The 6,090-nt window shown below is 40.3% G+C and carries 8 protein-coding genes; 3 read left to right on the top strand and 5 right to left on the bottom strand.

Annotated elements, in window-relative coordinates; translation table 11 throughout:
* Positions 1-207 precede the first annotated feature (207 nt).
* Positions 208-552 carry a Uma2 family endonuclease gene (locus tag VE944_RS01120; RefSeq protein ID WP_324971083.1) on the bottom strand — a complete coding sequence of 115 codons (345 nt, stop codon included), beginning with the start codon at positions 550-552 and terminating at the stop codon, positions 208-210.
* Positions 522-662, bottom strand: coding sequence for a DUF3598 family protein (locus VE944_RS01125; protein ID WP_324971085.1), 141 nt, complete (start codon positions 660-662; stop codon positions 522-524). Before VE944_RS01125 ends, VE944_RS01120 begins: the two co-directional genes overlap by 31 nt.
* Positions 663-752: 90 nt before the next feature.
* Here VE944_RS01125 and tnpC point away from each other — a divergent pair, with 90 nt between their 5' ends.
* The gene (gene tnpC / locus VE944_RS01130; protein ID WP_324971087.1) at positions 753-2,225 is read left to right on the top strand and encodes an IS66 family transposase; all 1,473 of its coding nucleotides are present in this window, start codon (positions 753-755) and stop codon (positions 2,223-2,225) included.
* A gap of 59 nt (positions 2,226-2,284) precedes the next feature.
* Here tnpC and VE944_RS01135 read toward each other — a convergent pair whose 3' ends face one another.
* From VE944_RS01135 to VE944_RS01145, 3 genes are read right to left on the bottom strand one after another with little or no spacing between them, the layout of a single operon-like run.
* Complete coding sequence (locus VE944_RS01135) at positions 2,285-3,931, bottom strand: hypothetical protein (protein ID WP_324971089.1); 1,647 nt, start codon at positions 3,929-3,931, stop codon at positions 2,285-2,287.
* A 16-nt stretch (positions 3,932-3,947) separates the two neighbouring features.
* Positions 3,948-4,238, bottom strand: coding sequence for a two-partner secretion domain-containing protein (locus VE944_RS01140; RefSeq protein WP_324971091.1), 291 nt, complete (start codon positions 4,236-4,238; stop codon positions 3,948-3,950).
* Positions 4,235-4,558 carry a hypothetical protein gene (locus VE944_RS01145; protein WP_324971093.1) on the bottom strand — a complete coding sequence of 108 codons (324 nt, stop codon included), beginning with the start codon at positions 4,556-4,558 and terminating at the stop codon, positions 4,235-4,237. Before VE944_RS01145 ends, VE944_RS01140 begins: the two co-directional genes overlap by 4 nt.
* 339 nt (positions 4,559-4,897) lie before the next feature.
* Here VE944_RS01145 and VE944_RS01150 point away from each other — a divergent pair, with 339 nt between their 5' ends.
* Together VE944_RS01150 and VE944_RS01155 are read left to right on the top strand one after the other, a co-directional pair.
* The gene (locus VE944_RS01150) at positions 4,898-5,032 is read left to right on the top strand and encodes a hypothetical protein (RefSeq protein ID WP_263984186.1); all 135 of its coding nucleotides are present in this window, start codon (positions 4,898-4,900) and stop codon (positions 5,030-5,032) included.
* Positions 5,033-5,042: 10 nt separating this feature from the next.
* Positions 5,043-5,303 (top strand): hypothetical protein, encoded by a 261-nt coding sequence (locus VE944_RS01155; protein WP_324971097.1) that lies wholly within the window; start codon positions 5,043-5,045, stop codon positions 5,301-5,303.
* Positions 5,304-6,090 lie beyond the last annotated feature (787 nt).

Consider the following 6,090-nt stretch of genomic DNA (forward strand, 5'->3'; position numbering starts at 1 on the left):
GGTTGGATGCTAGTTGCTTTTTCTAGCTTCCTTGGGAGTGCTTCTTTTAGTCACGAGTCCCATTAATCAGTTCCAAGAGAGTTAAGCAGCCTTAAAAATTAATGCGACGATAGATTTCAGTCAGGGGAATTTCTACGTTTAAACTGTGCAGAACAATCGTCCTCTCAAGGTGAGAGTGAACTTGCGTTTACCCTGCGATCGTTACTGTTACCATCCCGCGTTATGATACTGCTCAATGTATGGTTCAGTTTGGCTCACAAGCAGATATTCACAAAAGCTGGCAATCGAGCGATATTTTCTGAACTTGTCCCCTCGATCATAAGCTTCAGTAGAAGGCGATAAAACTTCCACAATCAGCATTGGATTGAGAATTTCATCATTGCGTACACAATTGAATTCTGGTTCGCCCTTAACAACCATCAAATCAGTATAAGTCCCACACTGATATTCAGAAATCCAAACTCGTAAGTCCCTATTATACAAACGAAAGTCGGTATCTCTCAGTAAAAACCCCAGGTAAATTAAGAAGTTGCTGGCGATGTCTGACGACAAGCCGCTTCGCGTCTACTGACATCACCAACTGGTGTATATCGCGTCCAAATTCCATGCCAATTGAGCAAATGGTTAGTACAATAATCCCAATTTCGTTCTTTTGCATCCATAATATTTGTGTCCAAAGTGTATTTAAAATCGTAAGGATTCAGGTCAAGAGGTATTGACAAATGTGACATCTGAGGCGGAATATCACAATTATGGGAAAAGACCTGTTTCTGAAATTAGAGCATGAAACCCTTCTCCAGTTAGCTCCGGAACAACTGGTGGACATAATTGTTGAGCAGGCGATCGCTATAGAGAAACTTAACTCCAGAATTTTAGAACTAGAAGAAAAAATAGAGAAACTCAAGGTCAGTAGAGATTTAGATAGCTCTACATCATCGAAACCACCATCGGGAGATATCCTCAAAAAAACAGAGAATAAACAGCAGGATAAACCAGAGGAGAGTGAGGCTCCAAAAAGGAAACCAGGCGGGCAACCAGGGCATCAGGGAAAAACGCGTAAGGGTTTTAGCAGAGTAGATCGTTATGAAATCTTACGTCCAGAAGATTGTGTTTACTGCGGTCAAAAAGCATTTGCAACCGTGGCAGTAAAAGTAGAAAAACAGTCTGTAGCACAATTAGTGGAACGTCCCATTGAAATAGTGGAGTATCAACGCCATACGTGCGTGTGTGAATGCTGTGGAAATATACAAACAGCCTCATGGTCGCCAGATATCGTTCCAGGGCAAGATTTAGGAGTTAGATTACAGGCGTTTTTGGGATGGGTAAATAATTATGCACATATGCCCTACGAAAAACAGCAAGAAATGTTATGGGAACTGGGACAAATTCATATTGGGCTAGGAACGTTAGTCACAACTAATGAACGAATAACTCAAGCGATTGAACCAAGCATTATTGAATTAAGTAATTGGGTAAAACAGACACAACCTAACATCCATGTGGATGAAACACCTTGGTCAGTTAAAGGAGTCAAAGAATGGTTGTGGGTAGTTGCCAATTCTGATTTCTGCCTGTTTACTGCGGCTGACACTCGTTCACGATCCGAATTAGAAACGATTTTAGGGGCTAAATATGCAGGGGTACTCAGCAGTGACGATTTTAGTGTTTACAATGGCTATCAAGTTGTTGCCCAGCAGAAATGTTTAGCACATCTACGCCGTCACTTCAAAAAACTAATTATACTTCCAGGTCTTCACAACCAAGCTATCGGTGAAGCTTTTGTTGATTTAATTGATGAAGCTTTTAGCAGTTATGCTCAATGGTTTAAGACTCTTGATTCAAGTAGTTATAACGATTGGGTCAATCAATTCAAAGCTAAGTTGCACTCCTCACTCAATCAGTGGATTGACAATGCAGGAGCGACGGCAGGCCACCTTTTACGTTCTTTGCGCGATAAAGCAAATCAATGGTGGTATTTTCTTGACTACCCTGAAGTCCCCCCTGATAACAATCTCGCTGAACGATCACTTCGTTTGGCTGTGACAAAACGTAAGGTTAGCGGTGGTTCCCGTTCAATGGAGCGGTTTCAACATACTGCCAATTTGTTGACTGTGGTGCAAACCTGCTGCCGTCAAGGTAGGTCTGTGATTGACTTTTTTGCACAAGCACTGCTAACTAATTCTAATAATTATCTGTCTCGGCCATCACTGCTTCCTAAATATTAGACCTGAATCCTTACTTAAAATCTCCTTGTTAAAATGCTGAATTCCGAAACTTTTACTGCTTACTTATTTATAAGCCTTAAGAGATTTGTTAGTGTCGTTCCTGAGTAGTATTGAATATCGGGAGAATGAGAAGCTTTATCTACAACGAAACCAATTTTCATTCCAGATGTATAGGTGACTCCAGAACGGGTAGTTTGTTCAATGAGAATTTCATACTCAACAGGTTGCCCTGGTTTAAGCCAAGGATCAAAGTTCGCGCCCAAATTGATCTGATAAGCATCGGCCCAGTGAGGATAGGGTCGATGTGGAACAAGTGGGTAAGACATCTCGCTGACTTTGGAGTTGTTCTGGGACAAAATAATTGTCAATTTAACCGTTTTTAACTCGCCCAGAAGCTTACCTTCATCTAAAAGAGTAAAATTGCGGGGATCGGGGAAGCGATCAAATCCAATAAATTTAAAACGTCCTAAACGTTTAGGGTGAATACCTCCGGTAATCGCAATTTCGGTTTGGTTTTGCGAATTATTGAGAATATAATCCAATGTGCCTGGAATATAAAATTGCAATTTCCCCGATTCAGTAATTTCAGTTTTTAGCAGAGGATCTCCTAAATCTTGTGGGCGTTTAACAGTTTGCCAAGACATTTTAAAAGAACTTTGGACGGTTTCTAGTAAACGATAACTATCTCGGACATCCGAGCCAGTACCAAGTAAACTCCGTAGTCCCGTTTTTTTCGACAAATTTTTCTTGATCAGCCTAATGCTTCGATCAACTAACAGGCTAACGCGATTGCTATAACTAATTTGTTCTTGAGGAATTTCTGTACCCTTGACTAACAATACTTGGCCGTAACTACCAGATTCCCCATCTCTACCGTTGCGTCCCAGTTGACCAATAAGGCCATTCTCACAAGTAAAATCTTTCTGCTGTGATAGACCAATATATCTCCAGCCATAGCGGTAGTTTGGATCTAAATTTGCAAGCTGCTGGGGTCGATTTTGTTGTTCGTCGTAGAACGCATCACCCGAACAGCGAAATAATTCTCTTTTAATTTCTTTCCACTCGGCATTAGCTACATTGATTTGTTGCGCCATCAATGCCCAAGTGCAATAGTTTACAGTCCAGCGCGGTTGAGTACAGTTACATCCACTACCTGCTTGTCCGCCCTTTCCTGCAACACCTGCCCTCCCGCCCCGATTACGTAACACCAAATTCTTAAGTTGAGATAATGACTCAAAGTAAACAGTAGCATTACCGCCATGACCACCATGACCCCCATGACCACCATTACCGCCATTGCCGCCTTCAGCACCGCATACATTCACTGTCACATTCTGGGGCTGTTGGCATCCAGAAGCTTGTTCACCAGAAATAGCAGATTCTCCCGCTTCGCCATCCGTACCGGAGAGGTCAATCGTTTGTAGTTGTTCGCTAGCGCGAATTATTTGCTCGGTAGCAGAGTTCCCATCTCGTCCAGACCGACCGTCTACACCATTTCTACCAGCTTGTCCAAAAGTTTGTACTTCAGCAGCAACAACATTGACAGGTAAACTGTTAATAATTGTTGCCAGAAGGCATAATTTAAGAATGTACTGAAGCGGCTGATTAATATTCATACAAGTCAAATAAATTAAATAAAACTTTTGATATAGCAATCCTAAATGAGTTACGAACTGGGGTTTAAGTTGGGTAAAACCAGTCATCATTGCTTTGTTGGGTACTTTATCTAAATGGTTTATTCAAGACAGTGGTTGCTGCAAACGAACCGCCGACATTTAACCTGCTATAAGAGCCAAAAACAATACCATTGGGATTTACATAAAACAGATTAGCTGTGCCATTAGTACGAACTAAGCCATCAATATTAAAAATATTGTTACCAGTCATCCGAGTAAAAATATTTATCGGCACGTCATCGTTTTTAAGAGTGTTTATTTTTTTCAGCAGTTCTGATTCCAGTTTACCTAATTGATGACACGCCCTAATGATGAATGGTGAGATGAGATACGTCATGTAATTAAAATGCCACTAACTTTGTTCCTATTCATAGTCATACGTGCCGCAAATTCATCTTTGCCATCCACAAAGCTTAGTTTCCACAGATAGGTTTGATAACCTTGTTGTATAAGATGACCGAAGTAAGTAATTTTATAACCCTCAGACATCTGTGGAGCTAGCTGGGAGCTAACTGCATCAAACATTTCTTCGGTAATGCCTGCTTTGTAGTCCGAATCACCCACAGTAAGAAAAAGTTCGTAATTTCCCACAGCAATTGCATCCAAAATAGTCTGCAAACAATTAATCACGTTTTCAGGGGGATTTGTTAAATTCATAATCGTGCTCCTATGTTGGGTGTGGCTAGGTGTACTAAGCTTTCACCCCAAAATTCAATTTTTTTGCATCAAGTCAAAATAATTATTACAAAACTTTGCATTCTTTGTTTTCAACGCATCACACTGTTTCAAACTACATAAGAAATTTTCTTGGCTGATGGTGGGCTAAATTTAACCGGGTAATAACATTCAACGTAAAGCTTTAAGAAAATTTTCTGTTGATTACGGAATTGAGATGACATCCCTTGAAGTCATAATCGTCATCACACGAATTTTCTACCTCCTGACTGAACTTCTTCCTTTATCAAATGATTAAAACTACAAAGGAGATAAATTAATATGAGCGAGAATCATAACTCACAACCTACAAAAAATAGACCACAACCTCCTAAAACAATAGGAAAACCACCTAAGACCGAATTCATTAACTCCGAACAACAGCCAACAGCATCAGAATTATCAGATATTAATTGATCAAAAAGTTATGATACCAAACTTCAAAAAACTAGCCATTGAAGATATCTATCTTCAAGAAATTCAACTTACAGACACTGAAGCTCAATCTATTAATGGTGGTTCACCAACTTTACCACTGCCACCACCTAGTAGTAGATTTTCGTTATTTTCCCTTGACTGGGTAGCAATCCAGCCCCAACCTCTCCCTCCTGGAGTTTTTTGGGATCAACGCCAAAAAGGGTATCCGCCGAGATACGTGCAAATTGGGACACGTTGTAAAGTTTTGTAAAGTCAATTGTCAAAAACCTTGATTTACCGTCGTTTCAGCCTCAACCGAAACCTGACTATTCAAATGAAGACATTCCCTAAAAGGGTCATTTATGGGCAAGTGTCAAGGACAAAAAGGGGTGAAAGCTTGGTTTTACCGTGCAAAAGTTTGATTCATCTAGTATCATTTTTGGGCAAGTTAGTAAATCAACAAAGGATTGTTTGCAATATTTATTTACAACGTGTCTCTTTTTGCAGGTATCTCGGCGGCCACCCAAAAAGTTAGATCATCGTGAAATGAGCTTTCTTAGGCAGAGAGGAGCAGGGGGAGTAAAGAGAAATTTTTAGTAGATTTTACTACCGCAACCCTCCTGAATACACTGTTTTATTTCTTCTGCCTCAAGAGCTTATCCACCTCACCTAACGCTTTTCCATCACTCTCTCCGAAGGAAAAACAATAATCTTTGCTACATAAGACTTTCAGACAAAACTGATGATTCTAGCCATAATGTTAGAAAATAAAGCTCGAAACAATCCTTTGCCGTCTTGCCCACTCAAACCCCCAACTTGGTCTGTTGTGCTTCTGGCTTACTCCCGGATTTCCAAGCCGTGATGGATGAGACAATACAACGAGAAGAAATAGCTCTCATCATTAGAACAAAGATGTTTAAAAGTTAGTATTTGAATAAAAAACTCTCAGGGGTTGTATGAAAACAAATGAACTAGAAGCAGATTCACTCAAGCGAGTTTTTGGATTACCAACTCTAGTGATTTACGGAGTGGGTGACATTTTGGGTGCGGGAATTTAT

The organism is Nostoc sp., from assembly GCF_035638895.1.
Lineage (GTDB): Bacteria > Cyanobacteriota > Cyanobacteriia > Cyanobacteriales > Nostocaceae > Nostoc.